This window comes from Thermohalobaculum xanthum, from assembly GCF_016623495.1.
Taxonomy (GTDB): domain Bacteria; phylum Pseudomonadota; class Alphaproteobacteria; order Rhodobacterales; family Rhodobacteraceae; genus Thermohalobaculum; species Thermohalobaculum xanthum.
In genome coordinates this window covers 109,298-133,705 of the sequence record NZ_JAEHHL010000004.1, presented here as the reverse complement: position 1 = coordinate 133,705, position 24,408 = coordinate 109,298, and the positions used below count along the sequence as shown (strand labels likewise).

Below are 24,408 nucleotides of genomic sequence, written 5' to 3'. Positions count from 1 at the left end.
ATGCCACACGAGGCCTGCGATGTCGGGCGAGACCCCATTTCACCGCGAATTCAACGGCCTCGTCCGGGCCGAGCCCTCGCTGCCGGTCGCCTGGTATTCCGACCCCGCCCATCACGAGCACGAGATGGCCACGATCTGGGGCCGCGAATGGCTGGTATTCTGCCGCGCCTCCGAGCTTGCGCCCGGCGGATGGCGCGCGGGCGCCGCGGGGGAGGCGAACATCGTGGCCATCCGCCGCGAGGACGGCTCGCTCGCCGCCTTTCACAATGTCTGCCGCCACCGCGGCGCCGAGATCTGCCCGCATGGCACCGGGCGGCTGGAGCGGCCGCTGCTGGTCTGCCCCTACCACCGGTGGGCCTATGACCTTTCCGGCCGGCTGATCGCGACGGGTCCCGCGCGGCGGGTCGAGGGCTTCGATCGCGGCGCGCACGGGCTGGTCCCCGCGGGCGTCGCCGAGTGGGGCGGGCTGGTCTTCGTCAACCCGGCCGGCGGCGGCCAGGCCGAGTTCGACGCGGCGACGGCCCGCGATCTCTCGCCGGTCGCCAACTGGCCGCTCGGCGCGCTCGAACCCGCGCATCGCGAGGAGATCGAGATCGCCTGCAACTGGAAGGTCTTCTGGGAGAACTTCAACGAATGCCTGCATTGCCCGGGGATCCACCCGGCGCTGTGCGAGCTCGTCCCGATCTATGGCCGCGGCATCATGGAGCGCGCGGACGACCCCGACTGGCGCGCCCGCGCCGAGGCGGCCGAGCCGCGCTTCGCCGGGACGCTGGCCGAAGGCGCCGAGACCTGGGCGGTGGGCGGCAAGGCGCAGGGCGCCGCCCTGCCGGGGCTCACGCCGGACGAAATCGCCCGCGGCCACAGCTTCGGCGTTGCCCTGCCCTCGTTCTATGTCGTGGCCCATGTCGACCATGCCCGCGTGGTGCGCGTCGCGCCGGTCGGCCCGACCCGGACCCGTCTCACCGCCGAGTGGCTGCTGCCGCCGGGGCGAGCGGCCGAGCCGGGCTTCGACCTGGACCGCATCGTCGCCTTCGCGCGGCAGGTGATGGCCGAGGACGCCGCCGCCTGCGAGATGAACCAGCGCGGCCTGTCGACAGCCCCCTTCGCGCAGGGCACGCTGATGCAGGAGGAATACGAGGTCCACGCCTTCCACCGCTGGGTGCGCGCACGGCTGGCCGCGGCGCAGGCCTAGCGCGCCGGCCTGGCCGGCGGACGGACACCCGGCATCGCGGGGGCCGCGATCGCCGCGCCGGGCAATCAGGCGCAGTCGCCCTGTTCTGGCCGAATGCGGGCGCGATCATCTGAACTGCCGAGATGGATTTCGGGGGGTCTCATGTCGACGAGAGCTGCCGGGTTGCGCCCCGCTTGGGGGACGACTGCATTCTTCGTCGGCGTTATCGTGCTGGTCGCAGTGACGCTTCATATCTCGGGGACCTTCGCCGAGCCCGAGAAGAGCGCTGCCGCGACGATCGGCGAGGTCGCCGCCGAGATCCGGGAAAGCGCGAGGCGCGCGCTGTCGGACGATCCCTCTCCCGCGCCGGCGCCGACCTCGCGGGACTGGGACGCCTAACGCATCCTGACATTCGCGGCCCCAGTCCTGGCCGGGTTGGCGGCATTCCTGGGCGCGATCGGGTTGTTCCGCCGGGAAGCCCCGACCCTGCCGGCGCTGGCCATCGAACTGGGGTGCAGCGCCTTCGTGATGCAGTATGTCTTCTGGCGCGCGCTGGTGATCTGCGGCATCTACCTGCTGGTCGCCATCGTGAACAACCTCGACAGCATCCTCGGCTGATAGGGAGGCTTGCGCTGGATCGCGCGACGCCGGGGGCGGGTTGGATAGAATAACTGCTCGTAACGGTCATCGGTCCTCGCCGCGGCGAAGGACAGCTGCGAGTCGAGCGAGGCCGATCGCGGCAGGGGCAGAGTAGACCGGCGAGCCAGCCGGCGACTCGATGCTCACCGAGACGCCCGCGAAACGACTGCTCAGCGCTGTCTGCGCGAGGGCGAGCATTTTGCCGGGTCCGATGGCGAGGGCCCGAGCAACAGACGCGGCGTTGAAGGCCGAAGTTATCTCCGCCGATATCGGCGCATCAATCGCCGGCCTTCATCCCCCACAAAGCCCATCGGTCGTCAAGCCTGCCAGAACGGCTTGGCGGCCTCGGCGTTCGCCGCGTCCGCGCTGACGCCGATGTCCTTCAAGCGCTCGGGCGAGAGTTCGGCGAGGTGCTGGCGCTGATGCGCGCGGGCGCTCCACAGGCGCAGAGCGCGGGCAAGACGGGACAGGGCTGCGCGGCCACTGGCCATCAAGTCATTTGCCTGCGCGAAGCGGGACTTCTGTTGCACGAAGCGATTGTCGGTGCTGGTCATTTTGAATGTCTCCTTGGGTCCACGATGTCCGATGCGATGGAACGTGGGTTAAATATGGCTTGTTTACAAACGAGTATTTCTCCTCCATTGAGATAAGATAACTTAGCCTTCCAGGGTGAGAGCCGATGCGACTGCCGCCACTGAACGCCCTTCGTGCTTTCGAGGTCGCCGCCAGGCATGGGGGATTTGCGGCCGCCGCGCAGGAGTTGCATGTCACGCCTGCGGCAGTGAGCTATCAGATCAAGACACTCGAACAGGATCTCGGGCTGGAACTGTTCCATCGCCTGCCGCGAGGGATTCGGCTGACAAGTGCCGGCCAGGAGCTTCTGCCGGATATCGCGAAGGGCCTCGCCAATTTCGCACGTGGCGTCGGCGGGCTTCGCGGCGGGCAGCTCGCCGGGCAGCTCACGATCAATGTCGCCCCCTCCCTTGCGACCCTCTGGCTCGTGCCCCGCCTTTCGGGTTTCATTCAGGCATTTCCCGACATCAGGCTGCGAGTGCTGGCATCGGGCGTTGCACCCGACCTCAATGAAGGCCTGGTCGATCTCAGGATCGCCTACGGGATCGGCCGCTATCCGGGGTTACGATCGACGCTGATCATGCATGACATGATCTTCCCAGTCTGCGCCCCTTCGCTCTTGAACCATCAGCCTTTGCGTCACGTGTCGGACCTGCGGCACCACACGTTGTTGCACGACATCGATGTGGACGAAGGCGAGCCGACGATGACCTGGGCACGCTGGCTGCGCGATGTCGGACTGGGTGGCACAGTGAACAAGAACAATGTCGAGTTCGGCGACTCGGTTCTGCTCACGGAAGCTGCCGTGCGCGGCCAGGGCGTCGCGCTGGGGCGGCAATCCCTGGTTCAGGACCACCTGAATTCAGGCAGGCTTGTCCGCCCCCTGAAGGAATTCAAGCAAAGCGACTATTCCTACTACTCGGTAACGACGGACGCCGGAGCCGAGAAACCGCGAGTACGGGTCTTTCTCAATTGGCTTCACGATCAGGCGGCTCTGGATGCGCCCGGCGTCATGTCCTGATCGGGCCCCCGAGAAGACATTCGGCGGGTCACGCCTGGAAGTGATGCGTGCATACCGGTTCTTGTGCGCGAGCGGCAGGATTGTCCCGCGGAACGGGCCTTGGCAAAGAGCGCAGCGAACGACGTCTCATCGCCCAGTTCGCCCGATGCGGATCTCTGGCCAATCGACCGCCGCGGGCTTTGGGCAGGGTTTCCTCACCGGATCGGGCTGCCCAACGGCTGAAGGCACTGGTTTCCGCATCCTGCTGCCAAATGACCTGCGCGGGGGCGCGCATGGTTTCAACCGGCGGGATCTCTCTGGGCACGCGGAAGCCTCGTGGTCGCGTCGTCACGCCGCGCGTGACGGCAGCGGTTTTCGCAGCTCGCGGACGATTTCATCGAGCAGCGCCCTGACAGGGCCGCCTCCGCCCTTCGGTGCGATGCGGGCGATGAAGACGATGTCGGGGGGCGAGGGGTACTCGCCCTCAATCACTTCGATATCCGGTGTGATGTGCATCCCGTTGAGCAGCGCGACCCCGAGGCCGGCCCTGACGGCGGACTGGATGCCGGCCGCGCTGGCGCATTCCAGGACCGTCTCAAAGCGGTGCCCGCGCAGCTGGCCGTCCGAAAAGCCCCACTGGCGGTAAAAGCACTTGTGGTCGAAGGAAAGGAACGGAACCGGGCGCGACGGGTCCAGCACGAGGTCAGGCGACTTCACCCAGTGCAGGCTGTCGCCGAAAAGCACGATATCGCCCTTCGCGACATCCTGCCGGAACACCTGCATCGTGGCGACGTCCAGCTCGCCCGCCTTCAGCCATTCCTGAACATTCAGGCTCTGGCCGGTGCGGGTGCGGACCGTCACCCCGGGATAAAGCCGCGTGAACCGCCCCAGGATGCGGGCGATATCGCTTGTCGCGGTGTCCTCGGTCATGCCCAGGCGGATGACGCCGGAAAGCGGCCGCTTGCCCAGCTCCGCCAGGGCCTCGTCGTGAAGTTCGGTCATGCGCCGGGCATAGACCAGCAGCCGCTCGCCCGCCTCGGTCAGCAGCGGGCCGCCCGCGCGCCGGGCAAGCAGGTCGCAATCGAGCGAGTGTTCGAGACGCCGGATCTTGTGGCTGACGGCTGACTGCGAGAGCCCGAGATGCTCGGCCGCCCGGGTCACGCCGCCAAGCCTGGCAATTTCCAGCAAGGCCCGCAGGGCATCTATCTCGAGTCGCGCCGCCATACGCAACCCATACCATGACAGAAAGTGATTGGTACATGAGATTCATTCACTTGTGCCACGGCATGCCATCGGCGTATCGACACGAGGCGCCGATCCTGTTCGGCTGGGAGGGACGGCCGATGGCGGATCTTGTGAAGATGCAGGCTGGTGATGGCGGGCGGCGGCAGCTCACCACGCAGTTCGAGGTTGCGGGTTCGGTGCTGGCAATGGCCTACGCGCTTCTGATCGCGTCGAACATCGGCGCGGAGCTGGCGGGATTCACCCTGCTGCTGGTCTCGTCCGGCCTGTTCGCGGCGTGGGCGGTGATCGACCGGCGCTGGACGTTCCTTCTGCTTCAGCTCTTCTACGCGGCGTCGGCGGTCATCGGGCTGATCCGTTGGGGCTGACGGCGCAAACGTCGGACGGCTGCGGCCAATTCGAAGAATGGGGAGACCGATGAAGCTGAGCGATTTCAGGGTATTGACGTTCGACGTCTATGGCACGCTGATCGACTGGGAAAGCGGCATGGTGACCGCGCTGAAGCCGCTGACCGACAAGGTCGGGCGGCAGCTTTCGCGCGACGAGATCCTCGAGGCCCATGCCTATCACGAGTCCACCACCCAGCGCTGGACGCCAGCGAAGAAGTACTCGGACCTGCTGGCCGTCGTCTATCGCCGCCTGGCCGAGGAATGGAATGTCGAGGTGACCTGGGAGGAATGCCAGGCCTACGGCCTGTCCGTCCGCCAGTGGCCCGCCTTCGACGACAGCCGCGCAGCGCTGGCTTATCTGAAGCAGCACTACAAGCTCGTGGTCCTGACCAATACCGACAATCTCAGCTTCCAGGGCTCGAACGCGCGGCTGGGCGTGCATTTCGACGGCGTCTACACGGCCGAGGACATCGGCAGCTACAAGCCCGCGGACCGGAACTTCGACTACATGTTGGAAACCCTGGCCCGATCGGGGATCCGGAAGGCCGAGATCCTGCACACGGCCGAAAGCATGTTCCACGACCACGCTCCGGCCAACAGGCACGGGCTGGCGAACTGCTGGATCTACCGCCGCCATGATCAGGACGGATTCGGGGCGACCATGAACCCGGGCGAGTTGCCGGCATTCAACTTCCGCTTCAACAGCATGGCGGACCTGGTGCGGGCGCACCAGGCCGAATTGGCGGGCTAGACCCGCATGCCGTGATCGCGGGGGAAGGGCCACGCCCCGGCGGTCCTGCGCCGAGGCCTTGGCTTCGATGCGCGTTCGATAGTGTCAGCGGCGGAATTACATTGGGCCAATACTGCGGCGCGGCGGTCGGCAATGCCATTCCGACTGGCCGAATGCGGCTTCTCGCAGTCCCACGAGCCTGACAGGAAAGCGGCGCCATTGGCGGCGTGGGGTGGTCCGCGCTCGAGGACAACTGTAAATTTCTCCAATGATCCCGATCTTCTATGACTCAGGCAATTTGGCGGAAAAGGTCATTGTTGCACTGGTATGCAGCATTTCATTGGTTCTTTTCATCATTTCATCGGCGAAGCGCAGCCGACGAGCGGGTTCGAGCGTCTACCGATCACCCTGGAAGCAAGCAAAAACGGCGACCCCCGCGGAGCCGAGGTTCAAGACAGCCCCCGCGCAGACGAACGGCAAGACCCCAAAGGACGGTGCGCTCTGCCGCCTTTTCGGTTCCTGGTGGCTACCGCCGATCCCGCTTGTGTTGTGGGGCCTCGCAACCATTCTGGCCCGCAGCGAGCTGCTGCCGAAAGACCAGAGTTGCCTTTTTCACGGACAGGCACCATGTACTTCGCCGCTTCCGCCTGCGCGAGAAGCTGGGCCTGCCGGATTCGACGTGTCGGTTGTTTATCGGGCGGCTGGCTGGGTAGCCGATCTCCACTTTTCTGTCCCGCTGCTCTGCACGGGATTCCTGATCATCTTGGTTGCGATGGTCGGAACAAGGCGCGCCCGCATAAAGGTTCCCCGCCAATACCCGGAAAATGACCTGAGAGTGCCGCGCGAAATCCTCGATGCGGGAACGCCGGGGTTTGATGACCTCGTCGGAATGGTTGGCGGCGACCAACGAAAAGCCGAAAGGCTTGTGCAACTGGAAATCGCACGAGGCGCACCCGGCAAGGCCGCTGCGGTGCAGTGGGCGATCGAACGGCTCCGCTGGGAAAGGCGTTGATCGCCGCCAAAGAACGATATCGGTGCGGGGCAGCAGTCTGTCCGTCCGAACCTCTACTCACTTACCGCAGCCGCTCACGTCAACAGATCGCCCGCCGTGCGTAGGATGCAGCGATCCCCGGTGCCTCGGTGAACCGCGTACCCCCTCGAAGATACCGCGAAGGGTCACAATGACCGGCATATAACCGCCCGGTGCACCGTCCATCGCAAGAATCGGCAGAGCGCGAACGCCAAGCCTCCCGCATTCCCCGGCAGTCCGGCGCCTACGCGAGCAGGATGACCGACTCGCGCCCCCAGCCGACGCGCGCGGGGTCGCCGGGGCGCAGGACGGGGCGGCCGGCGGTGTTGCGCATCGAGACGGTTGCCGGGCGCTCGGTGCCGGGCAGCTTCAGGTCGTAGTAGGTCATGTCGCCGTAATAGACGGCATCGACCACCTCGCCGCTGACCTCGTGCTCGGCGCGCTCGGTGTCCGAGAACAGGAGAGTCAGCATCTCGGGCCGGATCCCGACCGTCGTGCCGGCGGCGTTTCTGCCGCCGGGCGCCTGCTCGGGCGGGATGGCGACGGGGCCCAGCCCGGCGACGTCGAGCTCGATCAGCCCCGCGCTCTCGCCCGTCACGCGCGCGTCGAAGAAGTTCATGACGCCGATGAACGAGGCGACGCGCCGGTCGACCGGGCGGCGGTAGAGGGTCTCGGGGCTGGCCAGCTGGGCGATCTCGCCGTCGAACATGACGGCGATGCGGTCGGACATGATCAGCGCCTCCTCCTGGTCGTGGGTGACCAGGATGAAGGTGATCCCGACCGCGCGCTGCAGCCGCCTGAGCTCGACCTGCATCTGCTCGCGCAGCTTCTTGTCGAGCGCCGAGAGCGGCTCGTCGAGCAGCAGCACGCGCGGGCGCATCACCAGCGCGCGGGCCAGCGCCACGCGCTGGCGCTGGCCGCCCGAGAGCGCATGTGCCGCCCGCTTGCCATAGCCCGCGAGATCGACCATGCCGAGCGCTTCCTCGACCCGGCGCGCGGTCTCCTCACGCCCCAGCCGCAGCCGCCGCAGCCCGTAGGCCACATTCTGCGCGACGTCGAGATGCGGGAAGATCGCGTAGCTCTGGAACACCATGTTGGTCGGGCGCAGGTTGGCGGGCACTCCCGCCATCGGCTTGCCGTCGATCGCGATGGCGCCGCGCGTCGGTTCGTCGAAGCCCGCGATCAGCCGCAGCAGCGTGGTCTTGCCGCAGCCCGAGGGACCCAGCAGCGAGAAGAACTCGCCCTCCATGATCGAGCCGCTCACGCCCTTGAGCGCGGCAACCTCGTCGAAGCGCTTCTCAACCCGGTCGAGCTCGATCAGCGCGCGGCCTCGTGGTCGGTCGTCGGTCACAGATATCCCCCGCTTGATCCGGTCTGCCGCGCCGAGCGGCGCCGGAAATACTCGGCCGCGCACAAGAGCGCGAGCGAAAGCACCAGCAGCAGGCAGCCAAGCGCCATGACCCCCGGAAGCTTGGCCGTGAAGCGCAGCTGGCTCCAGATATAGACCGGCAATGTCGGCTCAGTGCCGGTCAGGAAGAAGGCGATGATGAACTCGTCGAGCGAGATGGTGAAGCCGATCAGCAGGCTCGCGACGATACCCGGCGTGACCAGCGGCAGCGTCACCCGCAGGAAGGTCATCATCCGCCCCTCGCCGAGATCCTGGCTCGCTTCCTCGAGGCTGCGGTCCATGTTCTGGAAGGCCGAGGACAGGATCGCGATCGAGAACGGCGTGCAGACCAGCACATGGCCGAGCACGACGGTCCAGAGCGAGAGCGCGAAGCCGAGCTGGACCAGCACGACCAGGAGCGCCACCGCCACGATGATCTCGGGCAGGACCAGCGGCAGCATGATGAAGCCGATGATCGCGCGCCGGCCCGGAAACTCGTAGCGGGCGGAGGCGCGCGCGGCGCAGATGCCCAGAAGCGTCGAGATCACCGCCGCCGCGACCGCGACCTGCAGGCTGTTGACCAGCGCGCCATGCATCGCGTCGGTCGCCCAGAGCTGCTGGAAGTTGGCGGTGGTGAAGCCCGAGAGCGGGAAGGCGATGATGGCGCTGTCGTTGAAGGCGAAGATCGGCAGCAGGAAGACCGGGGCATAGAGGAAGACGAGATAGCCGATGGCGTATCCCTTGAGCCAGCCCTGCCCCCGAGCGCGCGCCATCAGCCGCCTCCCCGCGTGAATCGTCGGTTGAGCCAGAGGAAGACCAGCGAAATGGCGGCAACGATCGCCATCGCCGAGACAGCCAGCGCCGCGCCCAGGGGCGCGTTGTTGGCCTTGCCGAACTGCACCTGGATCATGTTGGCGATCATCAGCCCGTCGGTGCCGCCCACCAGCCGCGGCGTGACGTAGTCGCCAACCGTCGGGATGAAGACGATCAGCGCCGCCGCGATCACGCCCGGCATCGACAGCGGCAGGGTCACGCGCCAGAAGCGCCTAAGCGGCCCGTCGCCAAGATCCTCGGCCGCCTCGAGCAGGCTGCGGTCGATCTTGGCCAGCGCGACATAGATCGGCAGGATCGCGAAGGGCGCCCAGGCATGGGCCAGCGTGATCACCACGGCATTGGCGTTGTAGAGCAGGAAGGTCAGCGGCTGGTCGACGAGGCCGAGGCCCAGAAGCGCGCTGTTCAGAACCCCGTTGTATCCGAGGATCACCTTCCACAGGAACACCCGCAGCAGGTAGCTGGTCCAGAACGGGATGGTGATCAGGAAGATCCAGAGCGCCTTGTTCCGCTCGACATGGAAGGCGACGAAATAGGCGATCGGGTAGGCCAGCAGCACGGTCGTGAGGGTGACCACGCCCGAAATCACGAGCGAGCGTCCCATCAGCAGGCGATAGAGCGGATCGGACCAGGCCTCGGCGTAGTTCGCCGTGGTGAAGGTGCGATCGAGTTCGAGGTAGTCCTGCGTCCAGAAGCTGATCAGCAGCACCAGGGTCAGCGGCGCAGCCAGCAGCAGGAGCGCATAGAGGAAGGTCGGGCTGACCAGCACGAGGCCCTGCGCGGCTTCGCCCCGCAGAAGGCGCCTGATCCCGGATGGACGCGCGGGCATGGCGCCCGCGTCGGCGCGGCTCATGCCCGCGCCTCCGGGCCGCTTCGTCGTCGGTCGTTCATCCGCGCTCCGGGCTCATGCGGTCGTTGGCCTCCGCCATCTCGCCCCGCTCGGGGGGCTCGAGCAGATTCACCACCGGAAGCGCCGCGCGCAAGTGGTCATGATAGCTCTTCACGCCGTATTCGAGGTCCGAGAGCATGATCCCGTCATAGGCCGAGGAGCGGGTCGCCTCGCACGACCAGATCGTGAGCTGCTTGTCCTCCTCGGCGGTGATGCGGTCGATCCGGCTGCTGAGGTAGCGCGCGGCGCGCATGGCGCGCGTCTCGTCGGGCTGGCGATATACCGCGCCGCGCAGCCGCGTGCGGTCCACCGCCAGCGGAAACTCCTGGTAGAACATGCAGCTGTCCGGGTAGCAGGCGATCACCGAGTTGGGGAAGATGCCGATATAGAGCCAGGCCCGGCGGTGGCTTTCGGGCAGCCACGTCGCCTCGGGCAGGATCGACTTGTAGGCGCGCACGCTCCACAGCCTGCCGGGGCCGGGATTGAAGGTGGCGAAGCTGCGCGAGGTGCCCGCGTGGAAGGATTCATCGAAGTAGTAGCGGCCATAGAGGTCGTGCAGCCCCGGATGCGCCATGGGGACGTGGTAGCCCTCGTTGTCCACGTCGCGCACGGCCTTCCAGTTCACCGGGCTTTCCTCGCCCCAGTCGACGGGCTCGGCGGCCTTGTGCTCGGCCAGGCCATAGGGGGCCAATTCGGCCTCGTGACGGGCCATCAGCTCGGCCACGGCGGGTTGCGGGCCCGGCTTGAAGCGCACGAAGACGAAGCCGTTCCAGGTCTCCATCTCGAGCGGCTTGAGGCCCCAGTCGACCGGATCGAGGGGTGGCAGGCTCTTGGGATGCGCGACGCCGCGCAGGCAGCCGTCCAGATCGTAGGTCCAGCCGTGGAAGGGGCAGATGATGGCGCCGCGGATGTTGCCGCGCTCGCCCGCCACGACGCGCGAGCCGCGATGGCGGCAGAGATTGTGGAAGGCGCGCACCTCGCCGTCGCGGCCGCGCACCACGAGCGCACGCTCGCCCACGACGTCGAGGGTGATGAAGTCGCCCGCCTCGGGCACGTCCGCCACGTGGCACACGATCTGCCAGTGGCGACGGAACAGGTGCTCGGCCTCGAGCTCGAGCAGCTCCTCGCTGGTGTAGGTCCAGGCGGGCAATCCGCGCCGGTCCCAGTCGTTGGGGACGCTAAGCAGGTCGTTCTCGAGCGGCATTTCGGACCTCAAATTTATTTGAGCGCTCAAAATAAAATACTCTTCGGCGTTTGGCAATCGCATTGCTTGGCACCCTTCCGGCAGGCGCCGCGGCCGGCGCGCGAAGATACCGGCGGAGCCAACGTGACGCTGGTTATTTTATGATATTATTATGTGAAATAATTTTTTAGTTCGCATTGTGTTGTAAATAATGCGTGACTCGCCCATCTCGGCGGGAATACGATGCGGCGGGCGGCGCGCGATGTCCCCGGCGCGGGCCGAGGAGATGCGCGATGCCGAAGATTCATGTGCTGCACGAGAACCCCGACTGGCTGCCGCCGCTGGCGGCCGCGCTCGACGAAACCGGCGCGCCCTGGGAGGACTGGTTCCTGGTCGAGCGCGCGATCGACCTGGGCGCACCCCCGCCCGAGGGCGTCTTCTACAACCGCATGAGCGCCTCGTCGCACACGCGGGGGCACCGCTTCTCGGCGGAACTGACGGCCGCGACGCTGGCCTGGCTGACGCAGCACGGCCGGCGGGTGGTCAACGGCCCCGCGGCGCTCGACCTCGAGATCAGCAAGGTCCGCCAGTACGCAGCGCTGGCGCGCGCCGGCATCCAGACCCCGCGCACGGTCGCGGTCGTGGGGCGCGACCGGCTGGTCGAGGCGGCCCGCGCGGCGTTCGGAACCGGGCGCTTCATCCTCAAGCCCAATCGCGGCGGCAAGGGCCTTGGGGTCCGGCTGCTCGAGAATGCCGACGCGCTGGCCGAGCATGTCGCCTCGGACAACTTCGACGAGCCGCTCGACGGCACGCATCTGCTGCAGGCAGCGGTCGAGACACCCGAGCCGATCATCACCCGCGCCGAGTTCGTGGGCGGCCGCTTCCTCTATGCCGTCGAGGTCGACACGTCGGACGGCTTCGAGCTCTGCCCCGCCGATGTCTGCGAGGTGCCCGGCAAGACGCGCCCCGCCTTCAAGGTGATCGAGCGCATCGACGACACCCTGCGCGCGCGCCTCGAGCGCTTCCTGCGGATCACGGGGATCGAGATCGCGGGCATCGAGTTCGCCACCGGCCGCGACGGCGTGCCGCTGGTCTATGACGTGAACACCAACACCAACTACAACGCCGCCGCCGAGGCGGCGACCGAGGTCAAGCTGACCGGCATGCGCGCGATCGCGCAGTTCCTAGGCTCGGAACTCGACAGGCTGGCGCTCGAAGCAGCCTGACGCGCCAGCCTGCCGGCGTGGGTGGCGCCAGCGCCCAGCCCCGCCGCTCAGCCCCGCCGCGCGAGGATCAGCGTTCGTCCGTCCACCGCCTTGAGGCGCAGGGCGCCGGTCTCGTCGATGTCGAAGCCCACGACATCGGCGAGCGCGGCGAAGAAGGCCTGCTCCTGGTTCATCAGTGCCTCGGCGCAGGCCATCATCGTCGCGGCAGCGGGCCCGAAGCCAAGCCCCTCGCCGGTGAGGGTGAAGCCGCCGTTGTAGCGGTTGCAGCCGCCCTGCCCCGACACGCGGCCTTCGCCGGCGGGTCCCGCGAAGCCAAGCGTGACGCGCGAGCTGTCGATCAGGCCCGCGCCGCCGATGTCCTCGACCACCCATTCGGCGCCGGTCAGAAGGTCGATGGCCTCGCCAGCGCAGCCATGCAGCACGCCCCCGCCGGTCTCGACCGTCGCGGTGTTGCCAAAGGGCATGCCGGTCGCGTCGTCATGGCAGATGCCGGGACCGATGCGGATCACGGTTTCGGGCTCGGCCAACCTGTAGACGATCGCGTCCCCCTCGAACTGCGGGTCGGGAAGCCCGGCCTCCTGCCGGCTGGCGCCATAGTCGCTGATCAGGAGCACGCGGCCGGCTGCGATCTCGAAGTTCCAACCGGGCTCGTTGCCGCGCGCCCTGAGCGTCGGCTCGGCCTGCGGCACCCCGGCGAGGCATCCCTTGCGCTCGTCGCCTCCGATGGCGGCCATCGCCTCGCCCCCCTTCGACCAGACGAAGGTCGCGGGATCGCCGGGCGCCTCGAAGCGCGCGCCCGAGCCCGCGGGCACCCCGGCCAGCGCGATCAGCCGCCCCCGGGCGCGGAGCACCGCGTGCTCGCCATGCAGGCTCAGCAGCAGTTCCTCCTCGCCGCAGCGGAAAAGCTGCGCGGTCCCGCTTTCGGGCACCGGGCCGAGGACGATCTCGCCCACCGTTTCGGGGCCTTCACTGGCCGCGACGGTGAGGGGCTCGCTCAGCCACAGCGGCAGGCCGCCGTCGAGCAAGACCGCGCGCAGGACGATGTCGCCCTCCGTGGGCAGGTCGATCGAGAACGGGATCGGCACCTGCCGGCCCGCCGTCGCCTCGCGCAACTCGGCCACCAGCGCGCCGGTCGCATCACGCGCCTCGACCACGGCGAGCGCGCCCTCGGGCAAGGCGATGCGCGCGCGATAGGCGAGCGCACCGTCCACCGCGCGCTGCTGGGCCGATGCGCCGCCTGCGGCCATCACGGCCGCGATCACCGCCATGGCGGCGAAACTCCTGACAATCATGGCTGCCTCTGAACAATGGGTTCGGGGTCGAAATGAAGCCTTGTGGAAATACGAGACTGGATCATGACTCCGTCTCGTCGAGCAGATCGTCCTCGCGCGAGATCATGCGATAGCTCAGGCCGGGATGCGCCAGGCGCACATAGGTCAGCGCCTGCGCCGCGAGCCAGGTGCGCCGCTCGATCACGAAGACCGGCTCGTCGGGCCGCAGGCGCAGTCGCTCACGCTCCTCGGCATTCGGGGGCGCGGCGCTGAAGATATGCTCGGACCGGGAATAGGGGACCTGCGTGACCAGCCACTCGTTCGGCCCGACGCTCTCGAAATCGACGTCGCGGGCCGACGGCAATGCGACGAGGCTGATCCAGCGGCTCTCGAGCTGGTAGGGCACGCCGTCGGCGAGGTGCAGACAGCGCAGATGCAGGAGCGGCTTGCCCCGGGGCGCATCGATCAGCCCGGCGGTGGCGCTGTCGGCTGCCTGCACTTCGCGGTGGAGCAGCACGTAGCCGTAGCGCCGGCCGCTCTGCTCGATCTCGGAGCGCACGATCTGGATCTGGATCAGCGCGCCGCGCGAGGTGCGCTGGGCCACCCGCGTGCCTGCCTTGCGCCGCCGCTCGAGGATGCCAAGATCGGCCAGTTCCTGCAGCGCGCGGTTCACGGTCGAGCGCGAGCAGCCATAATCGCGGGCCAGATCCTCCTCGTTCGGGATCAGCTCGCCCGGCGCCCATTGGCGCCCGACGATGCCGTTGAGGATCTCGGCCTTGATGCTCTTGTAGCTGACCACGTCCCTGTTCCTCAGATCCGCTCGAGAAGCCCCGCCATGGCGCGGCGGTAGGCGAGCTCGACCCCGTCGCGCGCGACGTGGCGCCCGTCGCGCACCATATGGCGCCCGGCCGACCAGACATCGCGCACCACGCCCGCCGCGCCGCCGAAGATCCAGCCGTCGAGGAACTGCGCCGGCCTGAGCCCGGCAAAGGCGATGTCCTCGGCATCGAGCGCCACGAGATCGGCCAGCTTGCCCGGCTCGAGCGCTCCGGAAGGGCGTGCGAGCGCCTGCGCGCCCCCGGCAAGGATCCGGGCGTAGAGCCCTTCGCCGACCGATCCCGGCCCGGTCAGCATGACGTTGCGCGCGAGATCGCGAAGGCGCTGGCTGTATTCCATCTGGCGCAGTTCGGCCGCGACCGAGATCTGCACGTTCGAGTCCGACCCGATGCCGATGGCGCCGCCCGCGGCAAGGTAGGCCGGGCCGTTGAACGGGCCGTCGCCCAGGTTGGCCTCGGTGATCGGGCAGAGCCCCGCCACCGCGCCCGACCGCGCGAGCCCCTCGGTCTCGGCGCTCGTCATGTGGGTGGAGTGGATGAAACACCAGCGCGGCCCGATGTCGAGCTGACCCAGCAGCCACTCGACCGGTCGGGCGCCGAGCCAGGCCTCGACATCCTCGACCTCTTTGGGCTGTTCGGCGGCGTGGATGTGGATCGGGCCCTGCGCGAACATCGCGCCGAGCCGGCCAAGCTGCTCGGGCGTGGTGGCCCGGAGCGAATGCGGCGCGATGCCAAGGCGGGCGTCGCGGGGAAGCATGCGACCGAGTGCTGCGCCCGCGTCTTCGACGAGGCGGGCAAAACGGTCGAGGTCGCAGCCGAAGCGCAGCTGCCCGCCGGCAAGCGGCTGCCCGTCCGCGCCGCCATAGGTATAGAGAACCGGCAGATGGGTCAGCCCGACCCCGGCCGCGCCGGCCGCGGCCATGATCCGCTCGGAGGTCTCGGCCAGATTGGCATAGGGCTCGCCGCCCGGGCGGTGGTGGACGTAGTGGAACTCGGCGCAGGCGGCGAAGCCGGCCTCGAGCATCTCGACGAAGGCAAAGGCGGCGATCGCCTCGATCTCCTCGGGGGTGAGGTGATCGAGGAAGCGGTACATCAGCGAGCGCCAGCTCCAGAAATTGTCGCGCCCCTCGGCGCGGTGCTCGGTCATGCCGGCCATGGCGCGCTGGAAAGTGTGGCTGTGCAGGTTCGCCGGAGCGGCCATGACGATCCGCGCTGGGTCCGTGCGCGCCTGCGCGCCGGTGCGGATCGCGGCGATGGTGCCGTCATCGGCGATCTCGATCTCGACGTTCTCGGCCCAGCCGCCGGGCAGCAGAGCGTGGCGCGCAAAGACAGCAGTCATCATCATCCCCGCAAGATGGTTCGCGGGATTATGTATAGACTTATTATCGATGGATGCAAGCCGGAATCGGCCGGGGCTCAGAGACGCGCCGCCTGCACATGCATCCAGTCGAAATTGCGCGCGCGGCCCAGGCTGGTCCAGCCCTCGTCCTCCCAGATACACCACCATTCGGCAAATTCCGGCCCGGCGAGCCGGGCGCGATCGCGCCCCCAGCTCAGCCGGTTGCGGGCAGGGTCCCAATCGATCGCCGCCCCCCATGCATGGACCGACCAACGCGAGCCGCCTCGCATCCGGCGCGGGTTGTAGCTGCCGCCGAAGAGGTCGAGCCCAAGACGCAGCGCGCCCTCGGTGCCGTAAGCGGCATGCACGCGCGCCAGCACCCGTGCGAGGCTGTCCGCGCAGCTTTCATGGATGGAAATGGCGCCGATCGTCACGGACTGGTCCCAGGCGAGCCGCAACGGCCAGGGGCACGGCACCCTGGCCAGTGGCGGGGTGCGGCCGCCGGGCACCCCGTTGGGGCCATAGAAGGCAGTCATCGCGACCGGGTCCTGGCTCGGCCAATCCACGGCCGCCGCCGGGCGGGCCGCGCCGCCACCGGGACGCGGCGGCAAGGGCGGCTCGTCCCGGGCGAGACGTGCCGCCGCGGCCTCGGTCCTCGGCCCCCAGAGCCCATCGACCGGTCCCGGATCGATCCCTGCGTCTCGGCTCATGATCTGCAGGAGCGCGACCGCCTGGCGCCCGGCCGGCCAGTCCCGCCACCCCACCGGCGCGGTGGTGTCACCCGCCAACGTGGCTTGCACGGCGGCATCGGTGCGCGGGCCGCGCAGGCCGTCGATCTCGCCGGCATAGGCGCCGGCGCGGGCAAGGATGGTCTGAAGGGTGCGGATGGCTGCGGCGTTCATGGCCGTTCTCCTGTTCTTGGGGATGCCGGGCGCCTCGGCGGGCGCGGGGACCGGAACAGGATCGGGCAGACGATGCGGGGGTTGCGCCGGGGCACGCGGCAGCGGGCGGTGGCCGCCTCTCCGTTTGCCAAGACCGCGCCGGTGCGCTAGCCGATGGCGATCGGGCCGAAATTCTCCGCGAGGATCGAAGAATGCTTCCAGAGACGCAGGGCGCCGCGGTCCCGCAGGACGCCAATCACTGGCTGCGCGAGATCCTGACCGCGCCGGTCTACGACGTGGCGCGGCGCACACCGCTGGAGCCCGCGTCCCGCCTCTCGGCGCGGCTGGGCAACCAGATCTGGCTCAAGCGCGAGGATCTGCAGCCGGTCTTCAGCTTCAAGCTGCGCGGCGCCTACAACCGCATGCGCCAGCTTGAACCGGCTGAGCGCGCGGCCGGTGTCGTCGCCGTCTCGGCCGGCAATCACGCCCAGGGCGTGGCACTGGCGGCACGCGAGCTTGGCGTGAGCGCGGTGATCGTGATGCCGCAGACGACACCGCGCATCAAGATCCAGGCGGTCGAGGCGCTGGGCGCGCGGATCGAGCTGTGCGGCGACAGCTATTCCGACGCGGCCGCCCGGGGCGATGCGATCGCGGCGACCGAGGGGCGCCGGCTGATCCCGCCCTTCGACGACGCCGCCGTGATCGCGGGCCAGGGAACCGTCGCGATGGAGCTGATCGCCGATCACCGCGGCCGCATCGATGCGGTCTTCGTCCCGGTCGGCGGCGGCGGGCTCTGCGCCGGGATGGCGGTCTATCTCAAGGCGCTCGACCCCTCGATCCGCATCGTCGCGGTCGAGCCCGAGGACGCGGCCTGCCTCGCGGCGGCGCTGGAGGCCGGGCGGCCCGTGCCGCTCGACCAGGTCGGGCTTTTCGTGGATGGATGCGCCGTGCGCCAGGTGGGTGACATCACCTTCGCCTTGCTGCGCGATCGGGTGGACGAGGTCGTGACCGTCAGCGTCGACCAGGTCTGCGCCGCGATCCGCGACATCTTCGAGGACACCCGCAGCATCGTCGAGCCGGCGGGCGCCCTGGCGCTGGCGGGCATGAAACGCTGGATCGCGCGCAGCGGTGCCGAGAACGGTGACCTCGTGGCCGTGCTGTCCGGCGCCAACATGAACTTCGACCGCCTCGGCCATATCTCGGAGCGCGCCGAGGTGGGGGGCGAGCACGAGGCACTGTTCGGCGTGACCATCCCCGAGGAAACGGGCAGCTTCCTGCGCTTCTGCCGCACCATCGGGCGCCGGTCGATCACCGAGTTCAACTACCGCTTCCGCGCCGCCCACGAAGCCCAGGTCTATGTCGGTGTCCAGTTGGGCTCGGCGGCCGAGCGCGTGGCGATCCGCGAGACGCTGGTGGGCGCGGGCTACGCGGTCGCCGATTACACCCAGAACGAGGTCGCGCGGCTGCATGTGCGCCACATGGTCGGCGGCCCCGCCCCGGCGCTGGAGCGCGAGCGCCTGTTCCGCTTCGAGTTCCCCGAGCGGCCGGGCGCGCTCTTCCAGTTCCTGGAGACCCTGGGCACGCGCTGGAACATCACGATGTTCCACTACCGCAACCGCGCCGCCGCCTATGGCAGGGTGCTCGCGGGCTTCGCGGTGAAGGAGGCGGAGGATGCGGCCTTCGAGGCGGATCTCGCCCGCCTCGGCTTCTGGTTCAGCGAGGAGACCGGCAACCCGGCACTGCGCCAGTTCCTGCTGTGACTTAACCGGACAGGCGCCGCCCGCTCAGCCCCGCGCGAGCCGTGGCCGCCTGCCGGCCGCAAGCCAGGCCGCGCGCATGATCGCGTCGGTGTCGATGCCGTAGTCGGCATAGAGCTCGGGGATCGAGCCCGACTGGCCGAAGCTCTCGACGCCGAGCGCTCGGACACGGTGGCCAGCGACCGAGCCGAGCCAGCACAGCGTCGCGGGATAGGCATCGCAGACGGTGACGATCGCGGCGCTGCGCGGCAGATCCACGAGCAGCCGCTCGACATGCGCGCGGGCCTGCGGCCGCCCCTCCTCGCGGGCGCGCTGGGCCGCGAACCAGCCGGCGCTGAGCCGGTCGGGCGAGGTCACCGCCAGGAGCCCGATGTCGCGCATGCTCTCGGCCAGGAAGCCCGTGGCGGCGATCGCTTCGGGTGCCACGGCCCCGGTGAAGGCGATGACCAGCTCGCAGCCCGGCCCCGGTGGGCGCATCCAGTAGGCGCCGTCGATGATCGCGGCCTCCTCCGCGGCCCCCAGCCGTCGCCGTGGCTGCTCGACCGTCCGCGTCGAGAGGCGCAGGTAGACGGCGCCGCCGCGGGCATCGCGCAGCCAATCTCCCTCGGCCGCGCCGGCGGGGTCGCGCTGCATGTAGTCGAAGGCCCATCGCATCATCACCTCGAGTTCGTCGGCGAAAGCCGGCTCAAAGGCGGCGAGGCCATCCTGCGCCATGCCGATCATCGGCGTGTTGATCGACTGGTGCGCCCCGCCCTCGGGCGCGAGGGTCAGGCCCGACGGCGTTCCGGCGACGATGAAGCGCGCGTCCTGGTAGCAGGCGTAGTTCAACGCATCGAGCCCGCGCGAGACGAATGGGTCATAGAGCGTGCCCACCGGCAGCAGCCGCTCGCCGAAGAGCTCGTGGCTCAACCCCAGCGCGGCCAGCAGGGTGAAAAGGTTGTTCTCGGCAATCCCCAGTTCGAGATGCTGGCCGTCGCGCGAGGCCGCCCATTTCTGCATGCTGGGAACCTTCTCGTCCCGGAAGGTGTCGGCGAAGCCGTCGCGCGCGAAGAGGCCGCGCCGGTTGACCCAGGGGCCGAGCCCGGTCGAGACCGTCACGTCGGGCGCAGTGGTGACGATGCGCTGGGCAAGCGGGCTGGTGCTGTCGCGGGCAATTTCGTCGAGGATCCGGCTGAAGGCGGTCTGGGTCGAGGTCTCCTCCTCGGCCCTGAGCGGCAGCCGATCGGGCACCGGCACGATCGCCGCGCTCCGCCGCCGCGGCCCCTGCGCGTTGAAGGGCACCGTGGCGAGCAGTTCGCGCGCCGCCGCGTCGTCGATGCCTTCGAAGGGCTCCCACTCGTGCCCCTCGCGAATGCCGAGCTCGCCACGGAAGGCGGCGATCTGCTCGGGCGTCATCAGGCCCGAATGGTTGTCCTTGTGACCGGCCAGCGGCGTGCCGTGCCCCTTGATCGTGTAGGCGATGAAGGCGGTCGGCAGGTCGCTGGCCGCGGCCTCGCGGAAGACGCGCTGCAGCGACGGCAGGTCGTGCCCGCCAAGATTGGTCATCAGCGCGTGCAGGGCCCGGTCGTCGAGGTGACCCACCAGATCGCCCGCCACGTTGTGGCCAAGGTCGGCCTCAAGCCGCTCGCGCCAGGCCGCGCCGCCCCGGAAGGTCAGCGCCGAGTAGAGCGGGTTGGGGCAGGCGTCGATCCATTCGCGCAGGCGCGCGCCGCCCGGTCGGGCGAAGGCGTCCTCGAGCATGTGGCCGTACTTGATGGTCACCACGTCCCAGCCGAACGAGCGGAAGATCTCGGCATAGCGCGTGTGCATCTGCTCGTGGACAACGGCGTCGAGGCTCTGGCGGTTGTAGTCGATCACCCACCAGGTATTGCGCAGACCGTGGCGGAAGCCCTCCTGCAGCGCCTCGAAGATGTTGCCCTCGTCGAACTCGGCATCGCCCGCCAGCGCCACCATCCGCCCCTCGGGCCGCGGACCCCAGCCATGGCCGGTCAGGTAGTCCTGCGTGAGGCTGGCGAAGGCGGTCATCGCGACCCCGAGCCCGACCGAACCGGTCGAGAAGTCGACATCGTCGTGGTCCTTGGTGCGTGAGGGGTAGGACTGCGCGCCGCCCAGGGCCCGGAACCGCTTCAGCGCGTCAAGCGACTGGTTGCCCAGGAGATACTGGATCGCATGGAACACGGGGCTCGCATGCGGCTTGACCGCGACGCGGTCCTGCGGGCGCAGAACGTCGAGATAGAGCGCGGTCATCAAGGTCGCGCAGGACGCCGAGGACGCCTGGTGCCCGCCGACCTTCAGCCCGTCGGCCTTGGGGCGGACGTGGTTCGCGTTGTGCACCATCCAGCAGGCGAGCCAGAGGATCTTCTTCTCCAGTGCCGCCAGTGTCGCCAGCTTGCCGTCCCGAGCCATGCCGCCTGATCCTTCGCCGCCAGAGTTCCGCAGCCTTCCTTTTCGCATGGACGCGATGGCAGTAGGTTGTGAAGATAGCGGCAAAACCGGTAATGATTGGCAATTCATGCCACGGAATACGACGATTGGAGCATGTTGTGCCAGAACTCCGGCTTGACGCGATCGACGTGAAGATCCTCGCCCTGCTGCAGGAGCGGGCCGACATACCCAATGTCGAGCTCGCCGATGCCGTCGGCCTGTCGCCCTCGCCCTGCCTGCGCAGGGTGCGCCTGCTCGAGGAGGCCGGCATCATCCGCCGCCGGGTCACGCTGCTCGAGCCGCGCGCCGTCGACCTCTCGGTCAACGTCTTCGTCAGCGTCACCCTCGAGAAGCAGGTCGAGGAGCGGCTGCAGGAATTCGAGACCGCCGTGCGCCGCCGCCCCGAGGTGATGGAGTGCTACCTGATGACCGGGCAATCCGACTACCTGTTGCGGGTCGCCGTTCCCGATCTCGACGCCTATGAGCGCTTCCTCAAGAACCATCTCACGCGCATTCCCGGCGTCGCCAGTATCAAGTCGAGCTTCGCGCTCAAGCAGGTGCAGTACCGCACCGCCCTGCCGCTTGGGCATATCGACACCTGACCCGGCTCGGGGTCGGCGCCGCGTCAGTCCGAATGGAAGGTCCAGCCCGCGCGCTCGGCCATGGCCCGCGCGTCCAGCACGGCGGCGGCCCAGTCCTCGGGCCGTTCCTGCGGCAGGTTGTGGCCCGCACCCTGCCAGACGCGATGCTCGTGCGGCCCGGTGAAGTGATGGGCATGGTGCGCGGTTCCCGGATCGACACCGTCGCTGTCGCCGTCGATCGTGACCGCCGGCACGGTGATCGGCGGCTGGGCCACCAGCCGCGTCTCGATATTGGCATAGGCCGGATCACCCGGCACCAGCCCGAAACGGTGGCGGTACGAGTGGATGACGACATCGACGAAATCCGGGTTGTCAAAGGCGGCGGCGCTTTGCGCGAAGGTAGGCTCGTCGAACGCCCATGTCGGCGACCACATCTGCCAGAGCTGCCACGCCACCGCGCGCCGGTCCCGCTCGAGCCCGCGGCGACCCCGCTCGGAGTGGAAGTAATACTGGTACCAGAGCGCCGCCTCCTCGGCCGGCACGCGGGGCTCCCACGACCGCGGGATGTTTTGGATGTTGTAGGAATTGCCCGAAACCAGCGCGATGACGCGCCCGGGCCAGAGCGCAGAGACGATGCAGGCGGCGCGGCCGCCCCAGTCGTAGCCGCCGACCACGGCGCGCGCGATACCGAGCGCGTCCATCAGCGCCAGCAGGTCCGCCCCCAGCGCCGCCTGCTCGCCCGAGCGCGGCGTTCCGGCCTCGACGAAGCGCGTGGGGCCGTATCCGCGAAGATAGGGGACGATCACCCGGGCGCCCGCCCCGACCAGGATCTCGGCGCTGCGCGCATAGGTATGGACGTCATAGGGAAATCCGTGGCCCATGATGCAGGGCCAGCCATCGGCCGGGCCACGCTCGAGATAGGCGATGTCGAGCGCCCCTGCCCTTACGGTCTTGTGCGACATGTGCTCGCGCTCCCCTCGGCCCGCAATGGTGCGTCCACCGCAGCCGTCGCCTCATGCCTCTCGCCATCCCGGTGGCGCATCAGCTGCTCTCGCCTGCCGCGCGCGCGGGCTCGCGCGCAGCCTGGTCTCGCGCCACCACCGCGCGCCAGCCGCCGAGGGCGGTCACGTCCTCGGCGCCGTCCACCGCGGCCGCTTCGCACAGGAAGCCCTTCGGCGCCGTCCCGTCCGCGAGCCGCACGGTCCCAAGGCCGAGCGGCGATGGGATACCGGCGAGGAAGCGGCCGACAGCCTCGGTCGGCAGGGCCCAGACCTCCAGCGCGACGGTCGCACCGGCATCCGGCTTCACGCGCACAAGGCCCGGACGCGGCGGCGCCCCGCTTAGCCGGTAGAGCCGGTATTCGGGTGCCGTTTCCGCGCACCGCAGGAAACGCGCGCCAAGCGATGCGAGCTCGGTGTTCAGGGCCATGCCCGACATGTGAGCGCCGCAGACCGCGATCTCCACCTCGTCGGCCTGAGCAACGGCACGCAGGTCTGGCGCCGCCGGCACCGGCCATTGCGTCGCGCCAAGCGTTCGCGGGCCGAACTGTTCGAGCCATGTGGCGACCGAAGCGATCAAGCCGTCCTGTCCAGCGCGCGCAAGCAGGGTGAGACTGCCCGGCCGGCCATCGTCTCGCGGCATGGTCGGAACCGAGATGCCGCACAGATCCAGCAGGTTGACGAAGTTCGTATAGGTGCCGAGCCGGCTGTTCGGCCCGATCGGATCTGCCTCGAGATCGGCAAGCGAATAGAAGGTCGGGATCGTCGGCACGCACAGCATGTCGATGGCGTCGAGAACGGGCTCGGTCTCGCGCCTGAGATCAGCGAGGCGGTAGAAGCCGCGGAACGCGTCGGCTGCACTGAGGCTCTCGGCCTTGCCCACGATGGCGCGCGTCACCGGGTGCACCGCGTCGGGCGACCGGGCGATCAGATCTCCTATCACGGTGTGGCGCTCGGCGACCCAGGCGCCCTCGTAGAGCATCTCGGCGACGGCGTGGAACGGCTGGAAGTCGATCTCGACAACCGTGGCGCCGCAGCCTTCGAGGCGAGCGAGGCCCGCGCGGAACGATGCCTCCTGCACCTTGTCGCCGAAGAAGCGCAGGCTTGCGGCATCGGGCACGCCGACGCGGATCGAGGGCGGCGGCGCGGCGAGCGGGCTCACCCGGACTTTGCGCCCGTATGCGTCGTCGGGATCGAAAGCGGCGGCGACGCAAAATGCCTCGAAGGCATCAGCCACGGTCAGCGCGAAGATCGAGACGGTGTCGAGGGTCCGGCAGGCAGGGACTACCCCGGTCGCGGAAAACGCGCCGAGCGTGGGCTTCAGGCCCACGATGTTGTTCAGCGCCGCCGGCACCCGCCCCGATCCTGCGGTGTCCGTGCCAAGCGCGAAGCACACGATCCCGCGCGCCACCGCTACGGCCGAGCCGGACGAGGAGCCGCCCGGCACGATCTCGGGATCGAGCGCGTTCCTGGGCACCGGATAGGGCGTGCGCACCCCCACGAGACCCGTCGCGAACTGATCGAGGTTCGTCTTCCCGATCACGAGCGCGCCGGCCTCGCGCAACCGCGCGACGGTGAATGCATCCCGGGCCGGATGATATGCATAGGCAGGACAGGCCGCGGTGGTGGGAAGCCCAGCCACGTCGATGTTGTCCTTGACGGCGAACGGGATGCCCCAGAGCGGACGGTCCGCGTCGTAGGGGCCAAGGGCGCGTGCCTCGGCGGCGACCGCGGCCTCGTCGTTCAGATGCAGGAAGATCCCGGGGTCACCGGCGGCACGGATCCGCCGGAACACCTCGGCCACGACCTCGTCCGGGCGGCGGCCCGCCGCATAGGCTGACCTGAGCGCATCGAGCGAGAAGATCTGATCGTGCATGCCTGCATCCCACGCAATCGCGCCGCGAGGCCCAGGCGCTTCGCCTGATGCCGGATGGCGCGCCCGCATCGTTGCAGAGGATTTGATCGGCGTGAAGGCTCTTGCCGTCGCGGTCCTGCGGCCGGGGCTGTCGTGCCGGGCGGTCCCATGCGCGA

Annotated in this window: 23 protein-coding genes; 10 read left to right on the top strand and 13 right to left on the bottom strand. The window is 68.8% G+C overall.

Going from position 1 to position 24,408, the window contains the following annotated elements; genetic code table 11:
• The first annotated feature begins 19 nt into the window (after positions 1-19).
• The 3 genes from H0I76_RS08290 to H0I76_RS08280 all read left to right on the top strand — a co-directional run bounded on the left by H0I76_RS08290 (position 20) and on the right by H0I76_RS08280 (position 1,789).
• A complete protein-coding gene (locus H0I76_RS08290; RefSeq protein ID WP_200609201.1) occupies positions 20-1,192 on the top strand; it encodes an aromatic ring-hydroxylating oxygenase subunit alpha in 1,173 nt (390 codons plus the stop codon).
• 141 nt (positions 1,193-1,333) lie between these two features.
• Positions 1,334-1,570 (top strand): hypothetical protein, encoded by a 237-nt coding sequence (locus H0I76_RS08285; RefSeq protein WP_200609199.1) that lies wholly within the window; start codon positions 1,334-1,336, stop codon positions 1,568-1,570.
• Positions 1,571-1,633: 63 nt separating this feature from the next.
• Positions 1,634-1,789 carry a hypothetical protein gene (locus H0I76_RS08280; protein ID WP_200609197.1) on the top strand — a complete coding sequence of 52 codons (156 nt, stop codon included), beginning with the start codon at positions 1,634-1,636 and terminating at the stop codon, positions 1,787-1,789.
• A 338-nt stretch (positions 1,790-2,127) separates the two neighbouring features.
• Here the strand turns inward: H0I76_RS08280 and H0I76_RS08275 are convergent, their stop codons facing one another.
• Positions 2,128-2,364: a DUF1127 domain-containing protein gene (locus tag H0I76_RS08275; RefSeq protein WP_200609195.1), complete on the bottom strand. Its 237-nt coding sequence runs from the start codon at positions 2,362-2,364 to the stop codon at positions 2,128-2,130.
• 125 nt (positions 2,365-2,489) lie between these two features.
• Between H0I76_RS08275 and gcvA the strand changes: the two genes are divergently transcribed.
• Positions 2,490-3,404: a transcriptional regulator GcvA gene (gene gcvA / locus H0I76_RS08270; protein WP_200609193.1), complete on the top strand. Its 915-nt coding sequence runs from the start codon at positions 2,490-2,492 to the stop codon at positions 3,402-3,404.
• A 327-nt stretch (positions 3,405-3,731) separates the two neighbouring features.
• Here the strand turns inward: gcvA and H0I76_RS08265 are convergent, their stop codons facing one another.
• Entirely contained in the window at positions 3,732-4,607 is an 876-nt protein-coding gene (locus H0I76_RS08265; RefSeq protein ID WP_200609191.1) for a LysR family transcriptional regulator, read from the bottom strand.
• Positions 4,608-4,726: 119 nt separating this feature from the next.
• On the opposite strand from H0I76_RS08265, the gene H0I76_RS08260 reads away from it, so the two are divergent.
• From H0I76_RS08260 to H0I76_RS08250, 3 genes are all read left to right on the top strand, one after another.
• Positions 4,727-4,993 carry a hypothetical protein gene (locus H0I76_RS08260; RefSeq protein WP_234455205.1) on the top strand — a complete coding sequence of 89 codons (267 nt, stop codon included), beginning with the start codon at positions 4,727-4,729 and terminating at the stop codon, positions 4,991-4,993.
• A 49-nt stretch (positions 4,994-5,042) separates the two neighbouring features.
• Positions 5,043-5,765 (top strand): haloacid dehalogenase type II, encoded by a 723-nt coding sequence (locus H0I76_RS08255; RefSeq protein WP_200609189.1) that lies wholly within the window; start codon positions 5,043-5,045, stop codon positions 5,763-5,765.
• A gap of 247 nt (positions 5,766-6,012) precedes the next feature.
• Entirely contained in the window at positions 6,013-6,756 is a 744-nt protein-coding gene (locus H0I76_RS08250) for a hypothetical protein (protein WP_200609187.1), read from the top strand.
• Between the two features lie 262 nt (positions 6,757-7,018).
• Here the strand turns inward: H0I76_RS08250 and H0I76_RS08245 are convergent, their stop codons facing one another.
• From H0I76_RS08245 to H0I76_RS08230, 4 genes are read right to left on the bottom strand one after another with little or no spacing between them, the layout of a single operon-like run.
• The gene (locus tag H0I76_RS08245; protein WP_407704258.1) at positions 7,019-8,125 is read right to left on the bottom strand and encodes an ABC transporter ATP-binding protein; all 1,107 of its coding nucleotides are present in this window, start codon (positions 8,123-8,125) and stop codon (positions 7,019-7,021) included.
• Positions 8,122-8,934 carry an ABC transporter permease gene (locus tag H0I76_RS08240; RefSeq protein ID WP_200609185.1) on the bottom strand — a complete coding sequence of 271 codons (813 nt, stop codon included), beginning with the start codon at positions 8,932-8,934 and terminating at the stop codon, positions 8,122-8,124. Before H0I76_RS08240 ends, H0I76_RS08245 begins: the two co-directional genes overlap by 4 nt.
• Positions 8,934-9,845, bottom strand: a complete 912-nt coding sequence (locus H0I76_RS08235; protein WP_407704257.1) for an ABC transporter permease — start codon at positions 9,843-9,845, stop codon at positions 8,934-8,936. The genes H0I76_RS08240 and H0I76_RS08235 overlap by 1 nt, the downstream gene beginning before the upstream one ends.
• Positions 9,846-9,879: 34 nt before the next feature.
• Positions 9,880-11,085: an aromatic ring-hydroxylating oxygenase subunit alpha gene (locus H0I76_RS08230; RefSeq protein WP_200609183.1), complete on the bottom strand. Its 1,206-nt coding sequence runs from the start codon at positions 11,083-11,085 to the stop codon at positions 9,880-9,882.
• Positions 11,086-11,357: 272 nt separating this feature from the next.
• Between H0I76_RS08230 and H0I76_RS08225 the strand changes: the two genes are divergently transcribed.
• Positions 11,358-12,290 (top strand): ATP-grasp domain-containing protein, encoded by a 933-nt coding sequence (locus H0I76_RS08225; RefSeq protein ID WP_200609181.1) that lies wholly within the window; start codon positions 11,358-11,360, stop codon positions 12,288-12,290.
• Between the two features lie 47 nt (positions 12,291-12,337).
• Here the strand turns inward: H0I76_RS08225 and H0I76_RS08220 are convergent, their stop codons facing one another.
• The 4 genes from H0I76_RS08220 to H0I76_RS08205 form a co-directional block, all read right to left on the bottom strand.
• Positions 12,338-13,582, bottom strand: a complete 1,245-nt coding sequence (locus H0I76_RS08220; RefSeq protein WP_200609179.1) for an META domain-containing protein — start codon at positions 13,580-13,582, stop codon at positions 12,338-12,340.
• A 61-nt stretch (positions 13,583-13,643) separates the two neighbouring features.
• Positions 13,644-14,360 (bottom strand): UTRA domain-containing protein, encoded by a 717-nt coding sequence (locus tag H0I76_RS08215; protein WP_200609176.1) that lies wholly within the window; start codon positions 14,358-14,360, stop codon positions 13,644-13,646.
• Between the two features lie 11 nt (positions 14,361-14,371).
• A complete protein-coding gene (locus tag H0I76_RS08210; protein WP_200609174.1) occupies positions 14,372-15,736 on the bottom strand; it encodes a formimidoylglutamate deiminase in 1,365 nt (454 codons plus the stop codon).
• 77 nt (positions 15,737-15,813) lie between these two features.
• Complete coding sequence (locus H0I76_RS08205; protein ID WP_200609172.1) at positions 15,814-16,638, bottom strand: peptidoglycan-binding domain-containing protein; 825 nt, start codon at positions 16,636-16,638, stop codon at positions 15,814-15,816.
• A gap of 191 nt (positions 16,639-16,829) precedes the next feature.
• Here H0I76_RS08205 and ilvA point away from each other — a divergent pair, with 191 nt between their 5' ends.
• Complete coding sequence (gene ilvA, locus H0I76_RS08200; RefSeq protein ID WP_200609170.1) at positions 16,830-18,377, top strand: threonine ammonia-lyase, biosynthetic; 1,548 nt, start codon at positions 16,830-16,832, stop codon at positions 18,375-18,377.
• A gap of 24 nt (positions 18,378-18,401) precedes the next feature.
• On the opposite strand, the gene H0I76_RS08195 is transcribed toward ilvA, so the two are convergent.
• Positions 18,402-20,780 carry a transketolase gene (locus tag H0I76_RS08195; protein ID WP_200609168.1) on the bottom strand — a complete coding sequence of 793 codons (2,379 nt, stop codon included), beginning with the start codon at positions 20,778-20,780 and terminating at the stop codon, positions 18,402-18,404.
• 137 nt (positions 20,781-20,917) lie between these two features.
• Between H0I76_RS08195 and H0I76_RS08190 the strand changes: the two genes are divergently transcribed.
• A complete protein-coding gene (locus H0I76_RS08190) occupies positions 20,918-21,400 on the top strand; it encodes an Lrp/AsnC family transcriptional regulator (protein WP_325166423.1) in 483 nt (160 codons plus the stop codon).
• 23 nt (positions 21,401-21,423) lie between these two features.
• Here the strand turns inward: H0I76_RS08190 and H0I76_RS08185 are convergent, their stop codons facing one another.
• On the bottom strand, positions 21,424-22,341 hold the full coding sequence (locus H0I76_RS08185; protein ID WP_200609164.1) for an alpha/beta fold hydrolase: 918 nt from the start codon (positions 22,339-22,341) through the stop codon (positions 21,424-21,426).
• A 79-nt stretch (positions 22,342-22,420) separates the two neighbouring features.
• A complete protein-coding gene (atzF, locus tag H0I76_RS08180; protein WP_200609162.1) occupies positions 22,421-24,253 on the bottom strand; it encodes an allophanate hydrolase in 1,833 nt (610 codons plus the stop codon).
• Between the last annotated feature and the right edge of the window lie 155 nt (positions 24,254-24,408).

Coding starts and splice junctions, on each gene's coding strand:
- H0I76_RS08290 (WP_200609201.1), top strand. CDS start 20: ATGTCGGGCGAGACCCCATTTCACCGCGAATTCAACGGCCTCGTCCGG.
- H0I76_RS08285 (WP_200609199.1), top strand. CDS start 1,334: ATGTCGACGAGAGCTGCCGGGTTGCGCCCCGCTTGGGGGACGACTGCA.
- H0I76_RS08275 (WP_200609195.1), bottom strand. CDS start 2,364: ATGACCAGCACCGACAATCGCTTCGTGCAACAGAAGTCCCGCTTCGCG.
- gcvA (WP_200609193.1), top strand. CDS start 2,490: ATGCGACTGCCGCCACTGAACGCCCTTCGTGCTTTCGAGGTCGCCGCC.
- H0I76_RS08265 (WP_200609191.1), bottom strand. CDS start 4,607: ATGGCGGCGCGACTCGAGATAGATGCCCTGCGGGCCTTGCTGGAAATT.
- H0I76_RS08260 (WP_234455205.1), top strand. CDS start 4,727: ATGGCGGATCTTGTGAAGATGCAGGCTGGTGATGGCGGGCGGCGGCAG.
- H0I76_RS08255 (WP_200609189.1), top strand. CDS start 5,043: ATGAAGCTGAGCGATTTCAGGGTATTGACGTTCGACGTCTATGGCACG.
- H0I76_RS08250 (WP_200609187.1), top strand. CDS start 6,013: ATGATCCCGATCTTCTATGACTCAGGCAATTTGGCGGAAAAGGTCATT.
- H0I76_RS08240 (WP_200609185.1), bottom strand. CDS start 8,934: ATGGCGCGCGCTCGGGGGCAGGGCTGGCTCAAGGGATACGCCATCGGC.
- H0I76_RS08235 (WP_407704257.1), bottom strand. CDS start 9,845: ATGAGCCGCGCCGACGCGGGCGCCATGCCCGCGCGTCCATCCGGGATC.
- H0I76_RS08230 (WP_200609183.1), bottom strand. CDS start 11,085: ATGCCGCTCGAGAACGACCTGCTTAGCGTCCCCAACGACTGGGACCGG.
- H0I76_RS08225 (WP_200609181.1), top strand. CDS start 11,358: ATGCCGAAGATTCATGTGCTGCACGAGAACCCCGACTGGCTGCCGCCG.
- H0I76_RS08220 (WP_200609179.1), bottom strand. CDS start 13,582: ATGATTGTCAGGAGTTTCGCCGCCATGGCGGTGATCGCGGCCGTGATG.
- H0I76_RS08210 (WP_200609174.1), bottom strand. CDS start 15,736: ATGACTGCTGTCTTTGCGCGCCACGCTCTGCTGCCCGGCGGCTGGGCC.
- H0I76_RS08205 (WP_200609172.1), bottom strand. CDS start 16,638: ATGAACGCCGCAGCCATCCGCACCCTTCAGACCATCCTTGCCCGCGCC.
- ilvA (WP_200609170.1), top strand. CDS start 16,830: ATGCTTCCAGAGACGCAGGGCGCCGCGGTCCCGCAGGACGCCAATCAC.
- H0I76_RS08195 (WP_200609168.1), bottom strand. CDS start 20,780: ATGGCTCGGGACGGCAAGCTGGCGACACTGGCGGCACTGGAGAAGAAG.
- H0I76_RS08185 (WP_200609164.1), bottom strand. CDS start 22,341: ATGTCGCACAAGACCGTAAGGGCAGGGGCGCTCGACATCGCCTATCTC.
- atzF (WP_200609162.1), bottom strand. CDS start 24,253: ATGCACGATCAGATCTTCTCGCTCGATGCGCTCAGGTCAGCCTATGCG.